The organism is Aeromonas sp. 600948 (genome assembly GCF_049174875.1).
In the GTDB taxonomy this organism is placed as follows: domain Bacteria; phylum Pseudomonadota; class Gammaproteobacteria; order Enterobacterales; family Aeromonadaceae; genus Aeromonas; species Aeromonas veronii_A.
In genome coordinates this window covers 286,596-308,725 of record NZ_JAAKTY010000001.1, presented here as the reverse complement: position 1 = coordinate 308,725, position 22,130 = coordinate 286,596, and the positions used below count along the sequence as shown (strand labels likewise).

General features: G+C 59.9%; 20 protein-coding genes and 1 pseudogene. 14 read left to right on the top strand and 7 right to left on the bottom strand.

Annotated elements, in window-relative coordinates:
* The first annotated feature begins 85 nt into the window (after positions 1–85).
* Positions 86–265, top strand: coding sequence for a hypothetical protein (locus tag G5182_RS01290; protein ID WP_139741912.1), 180 nt, complete (start codon positions 86–88; stop codon positions 263–265).
* Positions 266–451: 186 nt separating this feature from the next.
* Here G5182_RS01290 and G5182_RS01285 read toward each other — a convergent pair whose 3' ends face one another.
* On the bottom strand, positions 452–1,039 hold the full coding sequence (locus tag G5182_RS01285) for an FMN-dependent NADH-azoreductase (protein ID WP_162506373.1): 588 nt from the start codon (positions 1,037–1,039) through the stop codon (positions 452–454).
* 226 nt (positions 1,040–1,265) lie between these two features.
* Here G5182_RS01285 and G5182_RS01280 point away from each other — a divergent pair, with 226 nt between their 5' ends.
* The 4 genes from G5182_RS01280 (at position 1,266) to G5182_RS01265 (ending at position 4,681) form a co-directional block, all read left to right on the top strand.
* Entirely contained in the window at positions 1,266–2,156 is an 891-nt protein-coding gene (locus tag G5182_RS01280; RefSeq protein WP_100653666.1) for a DMT family transporter, read from the top strand.
* Positions 2,157–2,241: 85 nt separating this feature from the next.
* Positions 2,242–3,420 carry a formate-dependent phosphoribosylglycinamide formyltransferase gene (purT, locus tag G5182_RS01275; RefSeq protein WP_227340632.1) on the top strand — a complete coding sequence of 393 codons (1,179 nt, stop codon included), beginning with the start codon at positions 2,242–2,244 and terminating at the stop codon, positions 3,418–3,420.
* Between the two features lie 126 nt (positions 3,421–3,546).
* A complete protein-coding gene (hxpB, locus tag G5182_RS01270; protein ID WP_005360961.1) occupies positions 3,547–4,206 on the top strand; it encodes a hexitol phosphatase HxpB in 660 nt (219 codons plus the stop codon).
* A gap of 271 nt (positions 4,207–4,477) precedes the next feature.
* Complete coding sequence (locus G5182_RS01265; protein ID WP_042012540.1) at positions 4,478–4,681, top strand: CPXCG motif-containing cysteine-rich protein; 204 nt, start codon at positions 4,478–4,480, stop codon at positions 4,679–4,681.
* Positions 4,682–4,761: 80 nt separating this feature from the next.
* Here G5182_RS01265 and G5182_RS01260 read toward each other — a convergent pair.
* Together G5182_RS01260 and G5182_RS01255 are read right to left on the bottom strand one after the other, a co-directional pair.
* Positions 4,762–5,005 (bottom strand): annotated as a pseudogene (locus tag G5182_RS01260) (IS5/IS1182 family transposase); the annotation flags it as partial.
* Between the two features lie 87 nt (positions 5,006–5,092).
* Entirely contained in the window at positions 5,093–5,740 is a 648-nt protein-coding gene (locus tag G5182_RS01255; RefSeq protein ID WP_227340633.1) for an Arm DNA-binding domain-containing protein, read from the bottom strand.
* Positions 5,741–5,928: 188 nt separating this feature from the next.
* Here G5182_RS01255 and sbcB point away from each other — a divergent pair, with 188 nt between their 5' ends.
* Positions 5,929–7,344: an exodeoxyribonuclease I gene (gene sbcB, locus G5182_RS01250; RefSeq protein WP_227340634.1), complete on the top strand. Its 1,416-nt coding sequence runs from the start codon at positions 5,929–5,931 to the stop codon at positions 7,342–7,344.
* A 155-nt stretch (positions 7,345–7,499) separates the two neighbouring features.
* Positions 7,500–8,000 (top strand): hypothetical protein, encoded by a 501-nt coding sequence (locus G5182_RS01245; protein WP_005360277.1) that lies wholly within the window; start codon positions 7,500–7,502, stop codon positions 7,998–8,000.
* Positions 8,001–8,078: 78 nt separating this feature from the next.
* On the opposite strand, the gene G5182_RS01240 is transcribed toward G5182_RS01245, so the two are convergent.
* Entirely contained in the window at positions 8,079–9,788 is a 1,710-nt protein-coding gene (locus tag G5182_RS01240; protein WP_227340635.1) for a glycoside hydrolase family 36 protein, read from the bottom strand.
* Between the two features lie 160 nt (positions 9,789–9,948).
* On the opposite strand from G5182_RS01240, the gene G5182_RS01235 reads away from it, so the two are divergent.
* From G5182_RS01235 to cdd, 3 genes are all read left to right on the top strand, one after another.
* A complete protein-coding gene (locus tag G5182_RS01235; RefSeq protein ID WP_227340636.1) occupies positions 9,949–10,305 on the top strand; it encodes a CidA/LrgA family protein in 357 nt (118 codons plus the stop codon).
* Complete coding sequence (locus tag G5182_RS01230) at positions 10,302–10,988, top strand: LrgB family protein (protein ID WP_033112624.1); 687 nt, start codon at positions 10,302–10,304, stop codon at positions 10,986–10,988. The genes G5182_RS01235 and G5182_RS01230 overlap by 4 nt, the downstream gene beginning before the upstream one ends.
* A 185-nt stretch (positions 10,989–11,173) precedes the next feature.
* Entirely contained in the window at positions 11,174–12,058 is an 885-nt protein-coding gene (gene cdd, locus G5182_RS01225) for a cytidine deaminase (RefSeq protein WP_005333283.1), read from the top strand.
* 131 nt (positions 12,059–12,189) lie between these two features.
* Here cdd and G5182_RS01220 read toward each other — a convergent pair whose 3' ends face one another.
* Complete coding sequence (locus G5182_RS01220) at positions 12,190–13,575, bottom strand: tryptophanase (protein WP_227340637.1); 1,386 nt, start codon at positions 13,573–13,575, stop codon at positions 12,190–12,192.
* Between the two features lie 460 nt (positions 13,576–14,035).
* Between G5182_RS01220 and G5182_RS01215 the strand changes: the two genes are divergently transcribed.
* From G5182_RS01215 to asd, 4 genes are all read left to right on the top strand, one after another.
* Complete coding sequence (locus G5182_RS01215; RefSeq protein ID WP_227340638.1) at positions 14,036–14,200, top strand: DUF2256 domain-containing protein; 165 nt, start codon at positions 14,036–14,038, stop codon at positions 14,198–14,200.
* A complete protein-coding gene (locus G5182_RS01210; RefSeq protein WP_421254116.1) occupies positions 14,200–15,720 on the top strand; it encodes a cryptochrome/photolyase family protein in 1,521 nt (506 codons plus the stop codon). Before G5182_RS01215 ends, G5182_RS01210 begins: the two co-directional genes overlap by 1 nt.
* A 142-nt stretch (positions 15,721–15,862) precedes the next feature.
* Entirely contained in the window at positions 15,863–17,170 is a 1,308-nt protein-coding gene (locus G5182_RS01205; RefSeq protein WP_339385145.1) for a D-amino acid dehydrogenase, read from the top strand.
* A 361-nt stretch (positions 17,171–17,531) separates the two neighbouring features.
* A complete protein-coding gene (gene asd / locus G5182_RS01200; protein ID WP_005345266.1) occupies positions 17,532–18,644 on the top strand; it encodes an aspartate-semialdehyde dehydrogenase in 1,113 nt (370 codons plus the stop codon).
* Positions 18,645–18,745: 101 nt separating this feature from the next.
* On the opposite strand, the gene fdhD is transcribed toward asd, so the two are convergent.
* Together fdhD and G5182_RS01190 are read right to left on the bottom strand one after the other, a co-directional pair.
* Entirely contained in the window at positions 18,746–19,597 is an 852-nt protein-coding gene (gene fdhD, locus G5182_RS01195) for a formate dehydrogenase accessory sulfurtransferase FdhD (protein WP_227340641.1), read from the bottom strand.
* On the bottom strand, positions 19,594–21,726 hold the full coding sequence (locus G5182_RS01190) for a sigma 54-interacting transcriptional regulator (RefSeq protein ID WP_227340642.1): 2,133 nt from the start codon (positions 21,724–21,726) through the stop codon (positions 19,594–19,596). Before G5182_RS01190 ends, fdhD begins: the two co-directional genes overlap by 4 nt.
* Between the last annotated feature and the right edge of the window lie 404 nt (positions 21,727–22,130).

Genomic DNA, 22,130 nt, shown 5'->3' with positions numbered 1-22,130 from the left:
CCCCAACAGGGTGATGCACGGATACATCACCCTGTCACAAGAGGGCATTAAAATCGTTTCAGGTGAGCAAACCAAGGATGACCCCATGATATTGATGACCCGCCAGAGCCTGTTGATCACGCTCTGTACCCTGTTGATGATCAGCCTCTTCACGCCCCACTTGCCGCAAAGTACCGAACAGTGGCTGACCACCCTCTTGCTTGGCCTGCTGGTCATGGTGGCATTGCTGCTGGTGCGTGGTTGTCGCCGCTTTATGATGGAGTAGTGACTCCGCCAGAGCGTCTATACCGACCGCTTGCCGCGATACTCTCTGTAGCATTACGGTCTTGTCGCAATCACACCAAGCCAAAAAAACAAACGCAGCCTGATGGCTGCGTTCTTGTATCTCGCAGGGCAACCCCTTGAAGAGATAACCCCTGACGGGATAGATAGCCCTTATAGAAGAGAGCCCTTAGATAGCCAGAGCCTCAAGCTGCGCTTTAGCCGCTTCCATCCCCTTGCTCTGGGCATCCGGGCCCATCCCCATCCCTTCGGCGTAGATGAAATCCACCTCTTTGATACCGATGAAACCTAGCACGGTACGCATGTAGGGAGTGACCAGATCGGTGGCGCTACCAACGTGCATGCCGCCGCGAGGGCTGATCACCAGCGCACGGGTATTTTCAACCAGACCGACCGGACCGGTCTCGGTATAGCGGAAGGTGACGCCGGCACGGGCAACCAGATCGATCCAGTTCTTCAGCTGGGTCGGGATGTTGAAGTTGTACATGGGGGCCGCAATCACCACCAAGTCGCTCGCTTTGAGTTCGGCGATCAGCTCGTCGGACTGGGCGATCACCGCCAGTTGACGCTCATTGAGGTTGTCACCACCGCGCAGGCCGGAGGCCAGCTCGCCATCCAGCACCGGCAGGTTGAGGGCAGCCAGATCACGTACGGTGACGACATCATCCTGATGGTCAGCCAGGAAGCCGTCGATCAGGGCGTTGGATTGGGAATATTGACCCAGGATGCTGGATTTGAGAACGAGGATATTGGCCATGGTGAAACTCCATTTGGTTGTCGGTTGAACAGCTGCGCTGTCGATGGAGGTCACTCTAAACATTGCGCTTCTTTGCTGATAGCGAAAATAGATGCTCAACTTGTTCAAAATTTTTGATGAAAGGCCACTTCCTCGCCAGCCAGCCACGCGGCCACGCCTCAACCCTTGGCAGAACAAACGATTGCCGTTATGATCCGCCGCACTTTTTTCCAGCGACCCGGATCCCATGATACCCTCGCGCAGGCACTCTCCTCTGGCCGGTGCAGTCTGGATGATGGTGGCAGGACTCTGCTTCGCCGCCGTCAACAGCCTGAGCCAGTATGTCAGCTTCAAGCTTGGCCTCCCATCGACCCAAGTCGCTTTTCATCAATACCTGATCGCCCTGATCTGCCTGCTGCCCTGGCTGGTTCGTCATGGCCTGCGCCAATCCCTGATGACCAATCAGTTCCGGTTGCACCTGTTGCGGGTATTGCTGGCAGTGATCGGCATCCAGCTCTGGCTCTGGGCACTGGCGTACCCCGTCCCCATCTGGCAGGGGATCGCCCTGCTGATGACCTCACCGCTGTTTGCCACCCTGGGCTCCGCCCTGCTGCTCAAGGAGCAGGTGAGCCGCGCCCGCATTCTGGCCACCCTGGCGGGCTTTGCCGGCGCCATGCTGATCCTCGCCCCCTGGACTGACGAATTCAACTGGGCCTCCCTGCTGCCGGTGGCGGCGGCGCTGTTCTGGGCAGGTTACTCCCTGATGGTGCGCTATCAGGCAGCCAACGAATCATCCCACACCATAGTGGTGTATCTGCTTATCTTCAGTACCCCGTTCAACGTCATGCTGGCCCTGCCGGAGTGGCAGTGGCCAAGCGAGAGCCAATGGCTGCTGGTAGCCGCCTCCGGCGTACTGACGGCACTGGCCCAGATGTCCATCGCTCGCGCCTACAGCGTGGCGGAGGCCTCCTTCGTACAACCTTTCGATTTTGCCAAGCTGCCGATGAACGTGCTGGCGGGCTGGCTGGTATTTGGCTGGGCGCCCCCAGGCCGTCTGTGGCTTGGCGCCGCCATCATCATTGGCGCCATTACCTTGCTGACCCATCTGGAGCAGCGCGCTCACAAACCCGTTTCCTGAGGTACGCCATGCGTGCCTCTTTTTTTGTCCGCTATTCGTGCGATAGCGATCATCAACAATGACCATCGACATCAGGAGAGATCGTATGTTTGGAACCGCAACCCGCCCCGGCGCCACCCGTGCCCTGCTGCTGGGCTCCGGCGAACTTGGCAAAGAGGTCGCCATCGAGTTGCAACGGTTCGGGATCGAAGTGATCGCCGCCGACCGCTATGCCAACGCCCCCGCAATGCAGGTGGCCCACGCAGCCCACGTGCTGGACATGCTCGATGGCAACGCCCTGCGTGCCCTGGTTGCCGAGGTTAAACCCGACCTCATCATCCCCGAGATTGAAGCGATTGCCACCGATACCCTTGCTGCCCTTGAGCAAGAAGGGGTCAAGGTAGTGCCCAACGCCCGCGCTACCCAGCTCACCATGAACCGGGAAGGGATCCGCCGCCTCGCCGCCGAGACCCTGGGTCTGCCCACCTCCCCCTACCGCTTTGCCCAGAGCAAGGAGGAGTTTGTCGCCGCAGTCGAGGCTATCGGCCTGCCCTGCGTGGTGAAACCTGTGATGAGTTCGTCCGGCAAGGGGCAGAGTGTACTGCGCGATCTCGCCAAGCTGGATGAGAGCTGGACATACGCCCAGGAGGGTGGCCGCGCCGGTCGTGGCAAGGTGATCGTCGAGGGCTTCGTTCCCTTCGAGTACGAGATCACCCTGCTCACGGTACGCGCCGTCGATGGCATTCACTTCTGCGACCCTATCGGCCACCGGCAGGAAGATGGCGACTACCGCGAATCCTGGCAGCCACAGGTGATGAGCGAGCTGGCGCTGGCCCGCTCCAAAGAGGTGGCCGCCAAGGTGGTCGAGGCCCTCGGTGGTTACGGCCTGTTCGGAGTCGAGCTCTTTATAAAAGGCGATGAAGTGTGGTTCAGCGAGGTATCGCCGCGTCCCCACGATACCGGCATGGTGACCCTGATCTCCCAGGATCTCTCCGAGTTCGCCCTGCACGTGCGCGCCATTCTGGGGCTGCCGGTCGGCACCATCACCCAGTACGGGCCGAGCGCCTCTGCCGTGGTGCTGCGCGAAGGGCACAGCCAGAATATCCGCTATCAGGGGATTGGTGAGGCATTGGCGCTGGTGCCGGGTGCCCAGCTGCGGCTGTTTGGCAAGCCGGAGATCGCCGGTCGCCGCCGTCTTGGCGTGGCGCTGGCCCGCGCAGAGGATTGCCAGGATGCGGTAGAGAAAGCCAAAGCCGTGGCCGCCAAGGTCGAAGTACTGTTCTAAGTGCTTTTTTGCCACAGCAAAACAAACGTTTGCCGATGTGATCGGGCGCAAGGGGCATGGCAATGCCCCTTTTGCATTTCCCCGTCAGGCTTATAATCCCCTCTTCAAATTTGTCAGGAGTACAAGATGTTAGCTGCCGTGATCTTCGATATGGATGGTGTTCTGATCGACTCGGAACCCTTTTGGCAACGGGCCCAAATCGCCGTTTTCTCCGAACTGGGTCACCCCCACACCGTTGAGGATTGTGAATCGACCATAGGCGTGCGCATCGATCAGCTGGTTGCCCACTGGTATCGCCTGCGCCCGTGGAGCGGCCCAACTCAGGAAGAGGTAGTACAGCGCATTCTGGATCGGGTCAACGCCCTGATCCTCTCCGAAGGTCAGGCCAAAGCAGGTGTGCTGGAAGCGCTCGACCTTATCGAGGCCCGCGGGCTGAAAGTGGGTCTGGCTACCTCATCACCCTTTGCGATGGTAGAAGCGGTGCTCGGCAAACTTGGCATTCGCGATCGCTTTATGGCGGTTCACTCCGCTGAAGTAGAGCGTTTCGGCAAACCGCACCCGGATGTCTACATCCACGCCGCCGAAAAGCTGGGAGTGGAACCGGTACACTGTCTGGCCATCGAAGATAGCTTTACCGGTCTGCTGGCGGCCAAGGCGGCCTCCATGACCGCGTTGATCGTGCCGGATCCCGCTTTAGTGGGTGACCCACGCTTGGCCATCGCCAACTACCAGCTCGGCTCGCTGGCCGAGCTCAATGCCGACATGTTGGCCAGCTGGGTCAAGTAGCGCCTATCGACGCCTTGTTGCGCTCGCGTTCTCATACCCGCAGGGGGCTCCTGCCCCCTGTGATTGCCAAACAACCGTTGGCAATTTCCCTCTTTTCACCTGTCATTCTCAACCAGATTGTTCCTCTCGCACACGACCAGTCCAACCGGTTGCACCTTGCCATCCCTCAGCCTTGATCTCTGTCATAAACGTGCGTTTGCTCGCGGTTAACCCCCTGCAGCCCGACTAGAATCAGGGTAGATAGGCGGCCTGAGGGCCCGAGGAGGTTATCATGATCGAGTACACCAGCAAGCGCATCGTCTGCCCCCACTGCGGTCACCATACCCGGGTCGAGCTGGATGCCAGCCAGGGTGATCAGGAGTTTTACGAAGATTGCATGGCCTGTTGCAATCCAATCCACCTGCGGCTGCATCGGGATGAGGAACGCGACCGTCTGCAGCTCTTTGTGGATGCCGACGACGAGCAACTGTTTTGATTGCGAGTCACAAAATGTCGAGCAGGGCATTGTTGCCTAACTCAGCCAGCAAGTCATGACTTCCGAAGCCCCATGTGCTGCTACAACACTTGGGGCTTCTTTACAGGCAGAGCAAGGAGTTCCGTTTGTTTATCGCACTCATATGCGCCACCACTTCTCCTACCTGACCGTTGCATTTCCTGAGAATGCTATTTCCTGCCAGCAACTGCTTGAACCGGTAAATTACCGTCACTGCCAACGGGCGATGGTGCTTCCCCTCCCTAATATCTTCTTTCGGTGCACCACTCTCTCCGTTTGCACCGCCTCATTCCTCGTATGCTCCTTTACCTATACCCCCGTATTTTAACGAGGAGGAATAGAGACTGATGCCCATGATGGTCGTGGTAAAACCAGTTGTTCATGACCTCGTTATCAACCCAGCAGGTGAGCCAGCTCTCGCTTGGTCGGCACGCGAGGCTCTCTCTCGGGTTGAAAGCCAACATGTTCGATACGTAATTTCGACTTCGGAGAGCCACCCATGAGATTACGTCGCATACAAAAACTCAGAATGGACTTTAACCTGCGCAATAAATGCCCTGCGTTTTTCGGCTTTTTCTTGCCAATCTTATCAAACCACTCCAGCCAGCTCGAAAACGGGATCTGTTCCACCGGAATACCAATAAACAGAGGTTCGAAATAGCGCTGCATGGTATGCTCATAGAGCATGACCGTACGAGGCCGCAGCTTGGGCAAATGGTGCTCACGAAAATGCTCGCAGCACTGTTTCAGGGTGACATCATGCTTCTGGTGGAGTTTATCCCAAAAAACTCTGGGATGTTCATTACGTTCAAGAGCGCCACGGATAGCAGGGATCAACGCCCTGGCATCAGCGAGTTTAAGGTCGGGATAGCGTCCAATTTTGAGTCTCGCCGCTTTTCCTTGCCAGCGATAGCGATATTGCCACGAGATGGTGCCTCGCTCGGTGATCCGAGCTGACAATCCATCACGGTCTGACAATTCCGTCTTGCCAAAGTAGGGCTTACCATAGAGGGCCCGTAGCTTCGTATCAGTAAGTGGCATATGACTCTCATGTGACTGGTTATCTGATTTTTCACTGACACATTAACGCGTCCTAACGTGTACACAGATATGTACCAAACTGGTCTGGAACGGACTGAATCAAGATCGGACAAAGTGAGACAATCTGAGATAACACCTCGTATAACGACTTGTTTTTCAAACATATAGACACAATTCAGAACCACGTAATGAACCAGCAGACAAATCCTACCTTCTATTTTCACGACTACGAAACCTTCGGCATCAGCCCCGCCAAGGACAGGCCGTCGCAGTTTGCCGGTATTCGTACCGATGCGGATTTCAACATCATTGGCGAGCCGCTGGTCATCTATTGCAAGCCTCCGGCAGACTACCTGCCGGATCCGGAGGCGTGCCTGATTACCGGTATCACGCCGCAAAAGGCGATGAAGGATGGGCTGTGCGAGGCGGATTTCATTCGCCAGATCCACGAGCAGTTCGCCACGCCGAATACCTGTGTGCTTGGCTACAACAGCATCCGCTTCGATGATGAGGTGACCCGCTACACCCTCTATCGCAACTTCTATGACCCCTATGCCTACAGCTGGCAGAACGGCAACTCCCGCTGGGATATTCTCGACATGCTGCGAGCCTGCTATGCCCTGCGGCCGGAGGGGATCGAGTGGGCGTTTGACGATGAGGGCAAGCCGAGTTTCCGGCTGGAGAAGCTGACGGTCGCCAACGGCGTCGCCCACGCCAATGCTCACGATGCACTCTCGGACGTGCTGGCCACCATCGAGATGGCCAAGCTGGTGAAAAAAGCCCAACCCAAGCTGTTTGGTTATCTCTTTGATCTGCGTAACAAAAACAAGGTGAAGGCGCTGATTGACGTGGTGACCATGAAGCCGCTGGTGCACGTCTCCGGCATGTTCTCCCCCTGGCAGGGTTGTGCAAGCTGGGTCTCGCCACTTGCCTGGCACCCCACCAACCAGAACGCGGTGATCATGGTGGATCTGACCCGTGACCCCACCCCGCTTATCGAGCTCACCAGCGAGGAGATCCGCGAGCGCCTCTATACCAAAAAAGAGGAGCTGGGGGATCTGGCGGGCATTCCGGTGAAACTGGTACACATCAACAAGTGCCCGGTACTGGCGCCGGCCGCCACCCTGACGGCGGAGCGCGCCGACGAGCTCGGCATCAATCGGGAGCAGTGCCGCAAGAGCCTGGATCTGCTGCGCGCCCACCCCGAAGTGCGGGAAAAACTGGTGGAAGTATTCAATCAGGAGTTCGCCGGCAGCAATGAGAGCGATCCCGATACCCAGCTCTACGCCGGATTCTTTGGCCATGGCGACAAGTCCACCATGGATCTGGTGCGTGCCACCCCCGCGGATCTGCTGGGTGAGCGGGAGTTCGCCTTTACCGACGTCCGGCTGCCGGAGATGCTGTTCCGCTACCGCGCCCGCAACTGGCCGCACACCTTGAGCGAAGCAGAGCAGAAACGCTGGCGCCTGCACTGCAGCGACTACTTCAGCCGTCGTCTGCCGGACTACGTGCCCCGTCTCGAGGCACTGGCCGAGCAGAACCAGAGTAACGAACGGAACTTTGCGATTCTTAAGAGTCTCTACCACTATCTGGAAGATTTATGAGTTGTGAGTAGTTTCACAATAAATTCTTCCCGCCCGTCCCCTTCTTCAGGTCATAATGACGAAGGGGATTTCCCCAAAAACCAATATCTTGCAGCATCCTGAGCGGATGTCTCCCAAGCAAGAGATCTCTTTGGCCGAACGGAAGCCATTTGCTGATGCCTCGTCACCACGCACTGCTCGGATTACTGGCCCTGCTGCCGCTGGCAGCCAACGCCGCATACCGGTTCGATGTGCCGGATTATCTTGCTCGCCTGCCCGAGCAGACCTATCGCATCGTAGAACAGAACTTCAATACCCTTTATCAGCAGACTGATTTCACTCCCCTGATCACCAACAGCTACTTCAACGGTTCCCATCTCTACAAGTTTGTCGGGGTACCGCTGGCCATCAGCGCACAGTCAGGTTTCCAGCTGGAGGTGTTTGGTCAGGTCTATAACCGCGCTTCGCAAGCCTATATGCACCTGAGCGAGGATATGTCCCTCTATCGGGTGATGCGGGTCGATCTGATGGGGAACCCCAATGATCAGCTGGCCATCGGTTTTGGTCTGGGGGTGCCCATCACCCCGTTGCTGACCCTCAAGGCGATCGCCTCCGGCAGTGACATCCCGGGCTATGGCTCCGCCAAATACGCCGTCGGTTTTGAGTGGCGTTACTGAAAAACGTGGCTGATAACCGCTGATTGAAACAATTCAGGCTCCGTGATGGAGCCTGAATTGTTTATGGTGACGCTGTGATCAGGTGTAGCGGATCACCCGCCCCTCGCCCCCTTGCAGGGTGACAGCCGTACCGACTGCCTGTCCCTGCCAAAAATCGGTTCCCCCCTCCGGCAGCAGAAACTCCTGTGGTTGCCCCTCCCAGTTGAACAGGCAGAGCAGAGTGCCGCCCTCGGGCAGGCTCACTTCGCCGCAGGCAAAATCCATCGACTCGAAGCGGGCAGAGGGTGCCCGGGCGGCGCAGAGCGCCAGCAGCTTGCACAGTTGCGCAGCCTGCTCCTCATCGAGATCTTGCAGCCGATCACCCGCCAGCATCATGCCGCCGCTCGCCACCAGTGCAGCCAGATGAAAACTGTATTCAGCCTGGCTCGCCTGCTGGGTCGGCAGATCGCGCAGACAGATGCAGTCGGGATCGAGGGCCCAGAGCTTGTCATTTTGCCAGGCGCGGCAGAAGGCCTCGCGGGCGATCTGGCGATAGCGGTGGCCATTGCGCTCCACGTCATCGCTCACCCGCATGCCGTGCACCAAGCCAAGGCTTGGCCAGATGGGGGCGTTGCAACCGAGCAGGAAGGCCCCTTCACCAGCACCACGCAGAATGGCCGCCATGCCGCGTCGATAGGCTTCAACCCGGGTGGCGGCCGGATCGTGGAAACGGCCACCGTGGATGGCGCCCCAGAAGTTGGCATCGAGCTTGAAGTAGTGGATGTCCCACTGCTCGCGCAGGGTACGAAACACCTGCTCAAGGTGCGCTTGCACCTCGGGGTGGGTACCGTCCAGCACATACCAGGGAGTACAACGCCAACCGCCATAGGTGACACGCTCGGAGGGGAGCGGCAGGCCGTCATCCCCCTTCACAAACCAGTCGGGGTGATCCTGAAACACCTGCGAACCGGGCTCTGCGATAAAGGGAGCGACCCAGAGGGCGGGCTCGCAGCCAGCCTGTTTGATCTCCGCAGCCAGTGTTGCCACTCCTTGCTCGAACTTGGCCGATGGAGTAAGCCAGTCGCCCATCTTGGCCTGATAGCCGTCGTCGATCTGCACATATCGCAGGGCCGGGAAACGCTCGGCACGCACCTGCAGGTTCTCGCGAATATCGGCAGCGCTCACCTCGGCGTAGTAGTGATACCAGGAGCACCAACCGCTCGGGCGATCACTCACCTTGCCGATCAGCGAGCCGTGCTCAGCCTCGATCAACCGTGCCAACTCAGCCAGCAAATCCTCGCGCTCCGCCCCTTCGAGGCAGATCAGCGCCTCGCTCTGCCAGTGCTCACCGGCTGCAAGTTTTCGCCCTTCGCAGTTCATCAGGATCTGCAGGCGACCATCAGGATAGAGGCGAAACTCCCCGCCAAAACGGTGGCAGCTGGCAAAGGCGAGCAGCAGCCACCCCTTGCCATGCTCCACCAGCAACAGGTTGTGAATGGTGTGATAGCCATTGTCATCGGTGATGCGATAAACGCTGGCATCGGGGCAACGGCCGACATGTTGCGGTGATTGCCAGCTACCCATGGTCTGGGCCAGCATCTGGAATCCTTCGCCATAGATGGCACTCTCCACCGGCAGGCCAAGCTTGCCGTCAAACAGCACCCAGCGCTCAACCGGGGTGGCATCAGGGCCAGTGTTGTCGAGTCGCACCCGACACAGGGGCCCTTCCCACTGGCGGGTTTGCAGCAGATGGGGTGGCAACGCAGTATCGTTCGCCAACTGGCGAACTCGGGACAAGAGGGATGTCATCACTACTCCTTGTAGTTCGAAAAGGGTTCTATCAGGCACTTTTCAAAAAATGCCAATCAAATCAGCTTCAAATGAACTGATTTCAGTTGTTATTGTTTTAATGCTGCGACCCGCCCTCTCTGGTAAACTGCGGTTTTTCTTCCCAGTCGATGAGGTTCACGTGATCGCGCAACGCGCCTTGCTGTACTTTCGTGACTTTATGGTCATCGTCGCCTGCCTGCTGGCAGGCAAAGCCGTGGCAGCCATCCTGCCTTTCGCCTTTCCCGGCAGCATCATCGGCATGCTGCTGCTGTTTGTGCTGCTCTCCCTGCAACTGATCAAGCTGCACTGGGTTGAGCTGGGGGCAGGCTTGCTGCTGCGCCACATGGGTGTGCTGTTCGTGCCGGTTGCGGTCGGACTGGTGGCCTGGCTTGAGCCCCTGCGCCAATCCTTCGGCGTCATCATGCTCTGCATCGTGCTCGGGATCGTCCTGATCCTCGCCACCGTCGGTCGGCTCTACCAGAGGATGAACAAATGATCTTCTGGCTCGCAATTCCCCTGACCCTGGCGCTCTATTTCGCCACCCGCGCCCTCTATCGACGCCTGCCCTGGCCCATCATCAATCCGGTGCTGGTGCCGACTGCGGTGATCATTGGCCTGCTGCTCTGGCTCGATCTGCCCCTTGAGCAGTACGAGCGCGGCAGCAGCCCCATTACCATGCTGCTGGAGCCCGCCGTGGTGGCGCTGGCGCTACCGCTCTATCAGCAGGCGCGCCAGATCCAGGCCAAGCTCAAGCCTATCCTAATCTGTACCCTCGCCTCCGTCTTGATCTCGGTGTGCACAACTCTGCTGATCGGTCATTTTATGGGCACAGATCCGGCACTGCTCGCTTCGCTTGCCACCAAATCGATTACCACCCCGCTCGCCATGAGCGTCAGCCAGTCCATCGGCGGCATTCCCGCCATCGCGGCCGCCGTGGTGGTGGTGGTGGGGATTGTCGGTGCCCTGATCGGCTACCCGCTGCTCAAACTGCTGAAAGTGACCGACCCGGAAGCTCAAGGGCTCGCCATGGGGGCCTGTGCCCACGCCATCGGCACCGCCACCTCCGCCGAGAAGGGGATCACCCAGGGCGCCTTTGCATCGCTCGCCATGGTGGTGTGCGGCATTCTCACCGCTGCCGTCGCTCCCCTCCTCTTTGCCATCTATCACTGGCTCACCTGACCGATGATTAGCCACCCCGACAGCTCTGCAGCGCTGTCGGGGTGCGACCTGCCGCACAATTTGCACAAGACAAACGTTTCCATTACCATCCCCCTCCGTTTGCCCGTCAGGGCGTGAGCCTGCTCACACATTTACCCGAGCTTGCTCCCTACAATGGCCGCCCAATTGGCCTTTGAGGACACACTATGCATCCCCGTTTTGCCAAGCCATTCGATACCCTCTCTGCCCCGCTCAAAGCAGCCGTGCAGCCCATGCTGGATAGTGCCGACTTCAACGCCCGCTTCACGCCGGAGCAAGTCGCCACCCTGAAAGCCGCCACAGGTCTCGATGATCGCGCCCTGCGCCTCGCCCTGTTGCCGCTGGCTGCCGCCTGCTCGGTAGCCCCCATCTCCAAGTTTTATGTCGGTGCCATCGCCTGTGGCCTGAGCGGCACTTGGTACTTCGGCGCCAACATGGAGTTTGCGGGGCAAGGTCTGTTCCACTCGGTCCACGCCGAGCAGTCCGCCATCTCCAACGCCTGGCTGGGTGGCGAGACCGGGATCTCTGAAATCACCGTCAACTACACCCCTTGTGGCCACTGCCGTCAGTTCATGAACGAGCTGAGCACCGCTAAGATCCTGAAAGTCTCTCTGCCCGATGACCTGAGCGCCCTGCAATCCTTCCTGCCCCACTCGTTTGGCCCAGCGGATCTCGACATCACTGATGCGCTGATGAGCCCGCAGGATCACGCAGAGCTTGAGCTTCAAAGCGAAGACCCGCTGTGGCAGGCCGCGCTGGCCGCCGCCCGTCAAAGCTACGCCCCCTATAGCCAGGGCTATGCCGCGGTGGCGCTGCAGTTTGCCGATGGCCGCATCTTCTCTGGCCGCTACGCCGAGAACGCCGCCTTCAACCCCAGCCTGCCGCCGATGCAGATGGCCTGCGCCCATGCGGTGCTTAACGGCGAAGATCTCGCCACCATCCGCCGCGCCGTGCTGCTGGAGAATAAAAACGGCCAGATCAGCCAGCGTGACTCCGCCCAGTCCACCCTCAAGGCGCTGGGCTCGGTCGAGCTGGAGTATCAGGCGGTCTGATCCAGTTTGCTTCGATAAACGAAAGCCCCCGCACCTTGGTGCGGGGGCTTTTTACTTGGCTGTTTAACCGGGAACTGCTCTTAGTCTTCACAGCTTGGCGTGGTTGATCACCCCGTCTAACCGATTGCTGATCAGACCGGTTTCAGCCGCGCGGTGAAGTGGCGCAGCAGCGGCGGCTCGTAGTCAAAGGTGAGCCCGCGAATGTCGCTGGCCCGCGCTTTCACCGCGATCAGGCAGTCGGCCACATAGTCCATGTGATCCCGGGTGTAGACCCGGCGCGGAATGGTGAGACGCAACAGTTCAAAGTCCGCCGCCTCCTGCTTGCCGGTGGCGGGATCGCGCCCCAGCAGCAGGGAGCCAATCTCCACCCCGCGCACGCCCCCTTCCAGATAGAGCTCGCAAGCGAGCGCATGGGCGGGGAACTGCTCGGCCGGAATATGGGGCAGCAGCTTTTTGGCATCCACAAACACTGCATGACCGCCGGTGGGGGTCTGGATCGGGATCCCCGCCTCGGCCAGCCGCTCGCCGAGATAAGCCACCTGACTGATGCGGTAGGTGAGATACTCCTCATCCATCCCCTCCCGCAGGCCGATAGCGAGCGCCGCCATGTCCCGCCCGGCAAGGCCCCCGTATGTGACAAACCCCTCCATCGCCACGCAGCGCACCTGCACCGCGCGGAACAGGTCGAGATCCTCTTTAAAGCAGCAGAGCCCGCCGATATTGACCAACCCGTCCTTCTTGGCCGACATGGTGAAGATGTCCCCCAGCGCAAACATCTGGCGCACTATTTCCTTGATGCTGCACTTCGCATAAGCCGGATCCCGCTCCTTGATAAACCAGGCATTCTCGGCAAAGCGGGCAGCGTCGATCACCACCGGAATCTGGTGACGACGGGCCAGCGCCGAGACCGCCTCCATATTAGCCATGGAAACCGGCTGGCCACCGGCGCTGTTGCAGGTGACCGTGATGATGATACCGGCCACGTTGTCGGCCCCCATAGTCTCGATGGTGTCGCTCAGGCGAGGAAGATCAAAATCCCCCTTCCAGGCGTAGGGGGCCGTGGTATCGAGGGCTTTCGGGGTGAGCAGGTTGATGGCCCGCGCGCCAGCCAACTCCACATGGGCCTTGGTGGTGTCGAAGTGATAGTTGGAGATAAAGACAGGTGCCTTGCCCTTGCAGCGCTTGACCAGCTCGGGGAAGAGGATCTGCTCGGCCCCGCGCCCCTGGTGGGTGGGCATCACATGCTGGTAACCAAAAATGTCGCGCACCGTGCGCTCCAGCTCGACGAAGTTGCGGCTGCCCGCATAGGCCTCATCCCCCATCATGATGCCGGCCCACTGACGATCGGACATGGCACCGGTACCGCTGTCAGTCAGCAGATCGATATAGACATCTTCGGCCAGCAGCAGGAAGGGGTTCCAGCCAGCGGCCTCGAGGGCAGCACGACGCTCGGCTCCAGTGGTCTGTTTGATGGGCTCGACCATCTTGATACGAAACGGCTCGGGTATACGACGCATAAAAGACTCCTCACCGGCGCAAGGCCAGTGTGTTTGAAATCGGGATTGGCAAAGAGGCCGGGGCGATCAGGGTCGTCCGGCTGACAAATTCAAACGGCGGGTGCCGCCAATCAGCGGTGAGGAAAGTCGAAGGTGAGAATGGGATCCCGGGTATACCAGTGGGCGAGCAGGCAAGCTGCCCGGGGCGTAGCTGTCATGATTGGCATCACTCCCCTCCATATCGGTTGTAGACAGTCGATGGCCAATAAGATCCGTTGATGGATGCTGCCAACGGGCAGCCTCGCCATGTTAACGGCTGGTTAATTTGCAAACAAGGGGAGCACCGATGGGCTGTGCGCCCGCTCACAAAGTAGGCATCTGCGCGGCAAACCGGCTGTGAAGTTGATCCGCCCGCGCCCCCGGTTCGTTATTCTCCCTACCCACACGCCGCATCCCCCATCAGCCAGGGCCGGAAGCCATCATGCATCGCAAACCCCATCTGCCCGAGAAGATCTGCCCCGTCTGCCAGCGCCCCTTCAGCTGGCGACGCAAGTGGGCGCGCAGTTGGGAGGAAGTTCGCTACTGCAGCGAGCGCTGTCGACACGCTCGTCACTGCTGCTGCCAACATAACGGGGAGCCAGTGTGATGGAGCTGCGCCTGATTCTCGGCGATCAGCTGAATGCCGGTCACAGCTGGTTTCGCACCCCGGATCCGGCAATCTGCTATCTGATGGCGGAGCTGCGTCAGGAGACCGATTACTGCCGCCACCATCGTCAGAAGGTGCTGGCCTTCTTTGCCGCCATGCGCGCCTTCGCGGCAGCCCTCACCCAAGCGGGCCACCGCGTCTGTTACCTGACCCTCGATGAGAGTGCCCGCTGGCCCGACTTGCCCAGCCTGCTGGCAGCCCAAATCGCGGCGCATCAGGCCGACAGCTTTGCCTGGCAGAGCCCGGATGAGTGGCGCCTCGCCAGCCAGTTGAAAAGCTGGGCGGCGGGCCTTGCCATCCCTGCTACCGAGGTAGATAGCGAACATTTTCTCACCCCCCGTGATGGCTGGCAGCGCTATCCTCACAGCCGGATGGAGTTCTTCTACCGCGCCCTGCGCAAGCAATACAGGGTGCTGCTCGATGAGCGCGGCCAACCCCTTGGCGGGCGCTGGAATTTTGATGACGAGAACCGCGCCAAGCTGCCGGCGAGACAGCCCATCCCGGAACCCCTCACCTTTGCCAACAAGGTGAGCGAGATTGATGCCATGCTGACCCGCCACGGGGTCAGCACCATCGGCGAGGCAGATGCCAGCCAACTACCGTGGCCCATCACAAGGCGTCAGAGTCGCGATCTGCTGACCCATTTTCTCACCCACTGCCTGCCTCACTTTGGCCGCTATCAGGATGCCCTGAGCGAGCGGGGCTGGAGCCTGTTTCACAGCCGTCTGTCGTTTTCCCTCAACAGCAAGATGCTTCATCCGCTTGAGGTGATCCGCGCCGCCGAGACCCACTGGCAGGCCAATCAGGGCACTATCACGTTGGCGCAGGTAGAGGGTTTTATCCGCCAGATCCTCGGCTGGCGCGAGTTTGTCCGCGCCCTCTACTGGGAAAAGATGCCCGACTACCAGCAGACCAATTTTCTCGGGGCCAACCGGCCGCTGCCCGGTTTTTTCTGGAGCGGCGAAACCAAGATGGCCTGCGTGCGCCACGCCATCAACCAATCCCTTGAGCACGGCTACGCCCACCATATCCAGCGGCTGATGGTGACCGGCAATTTTGCCCTGCTGGCGGGGATCGACCCCGATGAGGTGGATCAGTGGTATCTCGGCATCTATGTGGATGCCATCGAGTGGGTGGAGCTGCCCAACACCCGCGGCATGAGCCAGTTTGCCGACGGTGGCCTGATGGGCAGCAAGCCCTACGCCAGCAGCGGCGCCTATCTCGAGCGGATGGGCCACTACTGCAAGGGGTGCCACTATCAGGTCAAAGCACGCCACGGCGACGGGAGCTGCCCCTTCAACAGCCTCTACTGGCACTTTCTTTGGCGCAATCGGGACAAACTGGGCGGCAATCCCCGCCTCGCCCTCCCCTATGCCAACTGGGATAGCCAAGCCGCCGAACAGCAGCAGGCCATTCTGGCGACGGCGGAGCAGTACCTGATCAAGCTGGAGCAGCTGTAAGTGGGCCATGCCCCTCACAACATCACAGCGCTTTACGCTGGAAATCAGGCACGTTATCGCACCAAACACCAGCCTGTGACAGGCAAGCAGACGGAGATCCCAATCCTGCGCAGAGCGGTTGAATATCCTGTGGCGGCTGATTATGGTGGTGGCCACATCAGGAGATCAGTCAAGGAAAGACGATATGGAGATAGTGGTTCTCGGTGGCGGCGTGATAGGGGTAACCAGCGCCTGGTATCTGGCCAAAGCGGGTCACAAGGTGACCCTGCTGGAGCGACAAGGTGGCGTCGCCCTTGAAACCAGCCATGCCAACGCCGGGCAGATATCCCCGGGTTATGCGGCCCCCTGGGCGGCCCCCGGCATTCCCCTCAAGGCCGCCAAGTGGATGCTGCAAAAGCATGCCCCCTTCACTGTGCGCCCCACTGCCGACCCCTTCCAGCTACGCTGGATGCTCAGAATGCTCGCCAACTGCACTCCGACCGCCTATGCCACCAACAAGGGGCGCATGGTGCGTCTGGCCGAATACAGTCGCGACTGTATGAAGCTGCTGCGCGACGAGCTGAGCATCGATTACGAAGGGCGCCAGCTCGGCACCCTGCAGCTGTTTCGCAGCCAGTCCCAGCTCGATGCCAGTCAACGCGATATCGAGGTGCTGGAGGAGTATGGCGTCCCCTACCAGTCGCTGGATGCCAGCGGCTGCGAAGCGGCAGAGCCTGCGCTGGCGCGGGTGCGTGGCAAAATCGTCGGCGGCTTGCGTCTGCCCGGCGACGAGACCGGCGACTGCTTCCGCTTCACCAAGGCACTTGCCTTTGAAGCCGAGAAGCTCGGGGTCAAGTTCGTCTTCAACTGCGACATCGACGAGATTGAGCAAGCCCGCGGCCGCGCCGTGGCGGTGCGGGCGGGCGAGCAGCGCTATCGCGCCGATGCCATCGTCTGTGCACTTGGCAGTTATGCCACCGGCTTTTTGCGGCCGCTGCTGCGCCCGCTCGGGCTGGAGCTACCTGTCTATCCGGTCAAGGGCTACTCCCTCACCCTGCCGATGATCAATGCCGAGGCCGCACCGCGCAGCACCGTGCTCGACGAGACCTACAAGGTGGCCATCACCCGCTTTGACGAGCGGATCCGGGTCGGCGGCATGGCGGAGCTGTCGGGCTACAACCTCGCTCTCAACCCCAGACGCCACGACACTCTGGCGATGGTGGTGGGCGATCTCTTTCCCGAAGGGGGCGATATCAGCCAAGCCGAGTTCTGGACCGGCCTGCGCCCCATGACGCCGGATGGCACCCCACTGGTGGGGCCAAGCCCCATTCCCGGCCTCTGGCTCAATACCGGCCACGGCACATTGGGCTGGACCATGGCGGCCGGTTCGGGTCAGCTGTTGTGCGATCTTATCAGCGGCAGCGAACCTGCCATCAGCGATGAGGGGTTGACCCTGGCCCGTTACGGCTAAGCGCCTACGCTGTCGGGCTGTTTCACTCGCCAACTGCGCCCCCAGACAACAGCAGAGGACGTTCTCGACCGCTTTATTGACAGGCCACCGCCATAAACGGTGGCCTTTTCGTCTGATGTTGACCTTCTCCCTCCCCGTCTGCCTGAGCGGTGCTCTGGCTGCCGGTTAATGCAGCAAACGGCACAGAATATTGCGCAATTCGACTTGCGCAAGCCGTCACAATCCGTAATGTGGATAGACGCATTTTTCGCAGCGCATATTTTTTAAATGGCCTGTAAACCGCTTGTAAACAGGCGTCGCCAGACAAGGGGTTACGGGTGTCATCGCGAGTTTCTTTAGCAGCAATCCAGGGTAGGACAATATGAAAAAAGTAGGTTTGGTCGGTTGGCGTGGCATGGTGGGATCGGTTCTGATGAGCCGGATGCAGGAAGAGCAGGATTTCGCCCATATTCAACCCACATTCTTCACCACCTCCCAGGCCGGTGAGGCCGCCCCCAACTTCGGCGTCGATGCCGGTACTCTGCAGGACGCCTTCGATATCGAGGCGCTGGCCAAGCAGGATATCATCATCACAGCCCAGGGCGGCGACTACACCAAGGATGTCTATCCGCGCCTGAAAGCCGCTGGCTGGCAGGGTTACTGGATTGACGCCGCCTCCTCCCTGCGGATGGAGAAAGACGCCGTCATCATTCTGGATCCGGTCAACGGCGATGTCATCGAGCAGGCCCTGAACGATGGCATCAAGACCTTCGTCGGCGGCAACTGCACCGTCAGCCTGATGCTGCTGGCCCTCGGCGGCCTGTTCAAGGCCGACCTGGTGGAGTGGGTGAGCGTGGCCACCTATCAGGCGGCCTCCGGTGGCGGTGCCCGCCATATGCGCGAGCTGGTCACCCAGATGGGGATGCTGCGTGACGAAGTAGCGGTCGAGCTGGCCGACCCTGCCTCCGCCATCCTCGACATCGAGCGCAAGATCACCGAGAAGACCCGCTCCGGCACCCTGCCGGTGGACAACTTCGGCGTGCCGCTGGCCGGTGGCCTTATCCCCTGGATCGACACCAAGCTCGACAACGGCCAGAGCCGTGAAGAGTGGAAGGGTCAGGCCGAGACCAACAAGATTTTGGGTATCGAGAATGCCGTCATTCCGGTGGATGGTCTCTGTGTGCGGATCGGCGCCCTGCGCTGCCACAGCCAGGCGTTCACCATCAAGCTGAAAAAGGATGTGCCGCTGGCGGAGATCGAAGCCCTGCTGGCTGCCCACAACGACTGGGTGAAAGTGATCCCCAACGATCGCGACATCACCGCCCGCGAGCTGACTCCGGCGGCCGTCACCGGCACCCTCAGCATTCCGGTGGGCCGTCTGCGCAAGCTCAATATGGGCCCTGAGTATCTGGCCGCCTTTACCGTGGGTGACCAGCTGCTGTGGGGCGCCGCCGAGCCGCTGCGCCGCATGCTGCGTATTCTGCTGGCGCGCTAATTCGCCACAGCAGCAGATACAACAAGGGCGGGGAGTCACACTCCCCGCCCTTTTTCATTGCCTGTTTTCGTTACCCGTTTAGCGGGTTTGCGGCCTTGCCATTACTTGAGCAGGATACGCTGGCAGCCGCTGTAGATTTCGGCCCGCCCGGGACGGCAAAAACCCACCAGCGTCAGGCCGGTCTGCTCGGCCCGCTCGACCGCAAGCTCGGTAGCGGCCGAGATGGCGAGCAAGATCTCCACGCCGGCGCTGGCGCACTTTTGCACCATCTCGAAACTGGCGCGGCTGGTCACCAGAATGGCACCGTCACGGCGGCCAACGCGGCACAGATGGCCTACCAGCTTGTCCAGTGCAATATGGCGTCCCACATCCTCACGGATGGCGAGAATGTTGCCCTCACCATCCAGATGCACTGCCGCATGGGTAGCGCCGGTACGCTGACCCAGCAGCTGGAGCGGGCGCAGCGCGCTCAGCACCTTGTCGATATGCCCTACCGCCAGACGCTGGCTGTCGGGCAAGCTTGGTTGGGTGCGGATCACCTGCTCCAGACTCTCGCTGCCACAGATGCCGCAACCGGTGCGCCCCGCCATGGTGCGCCGCTTCTCTTTGAGGCGATGGACGCAGCGATTGGCCAGGGTGATATGCAGCTCAATCCCCTGACAGCCGTCGATCTGCTCGATGTCGTGGATATCGAGCAGGCTGTCGATGATCCCCTCGGATAGCGAAAACCCGATGGCGAAATCCTCCAGATCAGAGGCCGAGCACATCATCACGCTGTGGGCGATGCCGTTGTAGACCAGCGCCACCGGCGTCTCGGAGGGGAGCTCCATCTCGCTGTCGCAGGTCAAGGTATCAGCGCGGTAGTGCACCACCTCGCGGTGGATGGCGCAGCGGGCCAGCTCGTTCTGTTTGCTCTGCTCGCTTCGCGCCTCAAGCTCTATGGCCTCTCTCATGGTGCAACCCCGTCAATGATCTCGGGATCTCTGGCCGAAATGCCGAGCCGCTTCATTTTCGAAAGCAAGGTGGTGCGCTTCATGCCGAGGCGGTTGGCCGCCCCTCGTTCGCCAGCGACGATGCCGTTGCAGTCACGCAGGGCAGCGATGATCGCCTCGCGCTCATCGGTCGGCCCCTCCTCGGCAAAGAGCGGCGTGGCGGGTTCGTCATAAACCAGGGTCTCAATCTTGTGGTAGCCCTTGAGCGGCATCAGCTCATCGGGCGAGAGGTTGAGCACATGGCCGCGGGTCATCACCACGGCGCGCTCGATGACGTTCTCCAGCTCGCGGATATTGCCGTACCAGGGGAGCGACACCAGCATCTTCATGGCATCGGCGGGGATCGAGGTGATGGTGCGGCGCATCCGCTTGGCAATCTTCTTGATAAAGAAATTGACCAAGAGCGGAATATCCTCGCGCCGCTCCCGCAGGGGCGGCAACTCGATGGGAAAGACGTTGAGACGGTAGTAGAGATCGCTTCTGAAACGCTTGTTCTTGACCATGGAGAGCAGATCACAGTTGGTGGCGGCCACCAACCGCACATCCACTGCGATGGGGTTGCTGTTGCCCACCCGCTCCAGCTCGTGCTCCTGCAATACCCGCAAGAGTTTGGGCTGCAAGTCCAGCGGCATATCCCCCACTTCGTCGAGGAACAGGGTGCCCTTGTGGGCCCGCTCGAAACGGCCGATCCGCTGGGTCAAGGCGCCGGTAAAGGCCCCCTTCTCGTGGCCAAAGAGATCGCTCTCGATAAGGCCGGTGGGGATGGCGGCGCAGTTCACCTTCACCATCTCGTGGTTGTGGCGGGTACTCAGGGCATGAATGGCTTGGGCGATCAGCTCCTTGCCGGTGCCGGTCTCGCCGAGGATCAGCACGGTACTGTCGCTCTCGGCCACCAGCCGCACCTTCTCCAGTACGTTCGCCATCACGGCGCTCTGGTAGATGATGTGGGGGAACTCCCCCTGCATCTGCGGCTCGTTGATGCGAATGGTCTTCTCTTTGGCGCCGTTGGTGTTGGAGATCTCCTGCTGGGCCTGCACGTTGTTCATGGCAATGGCCGTGCGCGCCGCCACCTGCTCCAGCAGGGAGATATCGATATCGGCAAAGAAGTCGGCGTTGGGGTGCGAGAGGATCAACACCCCCAGCAGGTTGCCCCGATAACGCAGCGGCAAAATACAGGAGCTGTCGGCCTCTGGCGGCAGGATCTGGGAGGTAAAGCGGCAGCGATTGCTGCAGCCGTGACCGTGTTCGCGATAGACGAAAAACGGCTCGCTGTGGCCAAGGGCACCCTGCAGGCACTTCTTTTCAAAACAGGAGTGATCGATGATGCCCGGCTGCTCGCTCTGGTGCTGATTGACCAGATAGCTTTTGAAGCTGTCGGAGGTGGCGTTGTATTCGGCCAGACACAAGCTGCTGATGCCAAAGTGGTGATGCAGGATGGCAAACAGGCTCTTGGGCAGCTCGGCAATGCGCACCAGTTTGATCACCGCATTGGTCACATCCACCAGAATTTTGCAGCTGTCGCGCTCAAGGCGCAGGGAGTTAGCCTGCTCCAGGGTGCGCTCCTTGTCGAGCACGTTCTCCAGCGCAATGGCGATAATGGCCGCCAGCTGGGTCAGCTTGGCGAGGGTCTCCATGGTGAAGCTGTCGAGCTGGGTGTTGATAAACTCGACCCCGCCAAGGTGGCTGCGGGCAGTGGTGATGGGGAGCTGGCAGTAGGAGCGCAGCCCCCCGTAGACCCCTTCGCGATCCAGCGCCGGGCAGCGATTCTCAAAGCGGGCGGCAGCGAGAATGATGGCCTGTTCCGGGGTCTCTTTGGTAGGACGGGGGGAGAGGTGCAGCTCTGCCTTGGGGCAGACCAGATGCTTTGGGCCGGAATGTCCCATGAAGTAGAAGATGGCCTCCTCGTCCGCACCCATGTTGAGGATCAGGTTGACCCGGGTCACGCCGCCGAAGCTGGCATCTATCTTGTTGAGTTTGTGGATAAAATCATCGAGCGTCACGGCCGACAGGAGGGATTTGGAGAGCAGGAGGAAACCGTCGTCCCAGATGGGAGAGATCTCGTCCAGGGGGATGGCACTCACATTTAGCATTGCGGCCTCACGTTATATCGATTTAGTCACCAGTCAGGCTGTCCATGCCATCGCATCACGACAAGCACCCGTCACCAAAATAAATAGCCGCAGCCCGTAAAAGCGGCTGCCAATAAGAAAAGCGGTGACGAAAATTGTCGCATGTTGCAATTCCAGAGTTGTTATTAACGAACGACAACAAAAAGTAACATCGTTATCGGGGGATATATTGGAATGGCAACTCATCATAGATGAGCTCAAATTTCATTACAATCCGATTTAATATATCTGATGGCCATATTTAACCGGTTATTTCATCAGTTCTTGATCTCAATTAAGGCGCCCGAAAAGTGGGCCGCCGTCAACTGTCAGATCTGCCCTTTCCTCTTCGCTGGCTGCGGGTTTCAAGATGGCGTTTGCAGCCC